Origin of the sequence: Rhodovulum imhoffii, assembly GCF_003046545.1 — a bacterium.
Taxonomy (GTDB): Bacteria; Pseudomonadota; Alphaproteobacteria; order Rhodobacterales; family Rhodobacteraceae; genus Rhodovulum; species Rhodovulum imhoffii.
This window is the reverse complement of sequence record NZ_QAAA01000054.1, coordinates 1-1,377: the sequence shown is the minus strand read 5'-3', so window position 1 is coordinate 1,377 and position 1,377 is coordinate 1. Positions and strand designations below refer to the sequence as shown.

Annotated in this window: 2 protein-coding genes and 1 tRNA gene; 2 read left to right on the top strand and 1 reads right to left on the bottom strand. The window is 57.7% G+C overall.

Annotated features, from left to right (window positions below; translation table 11 throughout):
* Positions 1-355 precede the first annotated feature (355 nt).
* Positions 356-430, bottom strand: a tRNA-Gln gene (locus tag C8N32_RS14775).
* Positions 431-558: 128 nt separating this feature from the next.
* On the opposite strand from C8N32_RS14775, the gene C8N32_RS14770 reads away from it, so the two are divergent.
* Positions 559-822: a hypothetical protein gene (locus C8N32_RS14770; protein WP_107893712.1), complete on the top strand. Its 264-nt coding sequence runs from the start codon at positions 559-561 to the stop codon at positions 820-822.
* Between the two features lie 161 nt (positions 823-983).
* The gene (locus tag C8N32_RS14765; protein ID WP_170106826.1) at positions 984-1,370 is read left to right on the top strand and encodes a transposase; all 387 of its coding nucleotides are present in this window, start codon (positions 984-986) and stop codon (positions 1,368-1,370) included.
* Positions 1,371-1,377: the final 7 nt, after the last annotated feature.

Here is a 1,377-nt window from a genome sequence, read left to right as displayed (position 1 = left end):
CTCGAGTACTGCGGGGGAATACTTGCTCGTCGTCTTGCTCATGATGCTCCATCCTACTCAGAAGTTGGAGCCTCCGGAAAACCCGGCGCGGTTCACCGGGACTGAACACCTAGCCCCTGCCCAACGACCGCTTTATTGGCTCAGGGCAAGTCATTTCTCATCTGCCGCGAATGGCCGGTTCCGTCCAGGGTGCCGGATCCAGAGCCTCCAGACCTCATGCACCGTGGCAGTTCTTGGAAACTAGAAAACAGCCAACCAGGCTGAAACCCACCCGTCAAAACCGTAAAATTTTGTAAAAGTTGCGTTTCAAGCCGGACAATTTCCGATTCACACCGAACATCACAATCCGAAACCGTGGCTGGGGTGGTAGGATTCGAACCTACGATACACGGTACCAAAAACCGCTGCCTTACCACTTGGCTACACCCCAACGGTGGGCGGCTAATTACGACGAAGTGCCCGGGTCTGCAAGGGCATATTCCCAAAAAGATCCTATGAGGGCGGAACGCGCTGTTTGGGTCGCCTGGCCGCATCTACTTTTTTGCGGGAGACCTATTCATGGACCATCACGATACTATCAAACCGAAGACATTTGTCGCGATTGAACTGAGCAAGCGCAGCTGGGTCATCGGTGTCGCCAAGCCTGATCGCGACAAGCCTTCCATTTATCGCCTGACTGGCGGCGTTACGTCGGGTTTGCTCGCCCGGCTACGACGAACCTCAAGAGCTGAGGATATGGTTCTCTGTTTCGAGGCTGGCCATGACGGGTTCTGGTTGGCGCGGTTTCTACAGGCAGAAGGTTATGATATCCGCGTCCCTTGATTGTGCCGTCCCCTGAGATGGTGTAGCTCGCGATGGGCCTCGTGCTCACCGGGGGGTCGAGCTTGTCAGTCGCGCAGGTTCGCGTCTTGACCGTCGAGGAAGAGGGCGCCTGCCGGTCGCATCGCGAGCGCGACAGGCTCATTCACGAGAGAACGGCCCACGTGAACCGTATCAAGGGTCTCCTGTTTGCCCAAGGCATTCGGGATGTGGAGCCACGCTTGCGCCGGACGCGCATAGATTTCAATGAGCTCAGAACGGCGGAAGGGCACCCGATACCACCGCGCCTACTTGCCGAATTGGAAAGAGAATACGCACAACTGGTCGTGGTCCAAGACCAGCTACGTCTGGTGGAGAAAGAGCGGGACACGGCCGATGCGCAGTCGCCTGCCGTCGAGCAGAAACGGCTCGATCTCTGTCGGCTGCAAGGCATTGGCGGAGCGGCCTCCGCCATTCTTGCTCGAGAGATTTTTGCGCGATCATTCTCGTCGCGGCGCCACCTCGCATCGTATCTGGGCCTGACGCCGAGCGCCTATACAGCGTCACTGTGACCAAGTG

Bases quoted from the DNA above. Each gene is read 5' to 3' on its own strand.
- C8N32_RS14770 (WP_107893712.1), top strand. From the start codon at position 559: ATGGACCATCACGATACTATCAAACCGAAGACATTTGTCGCGATTGAA.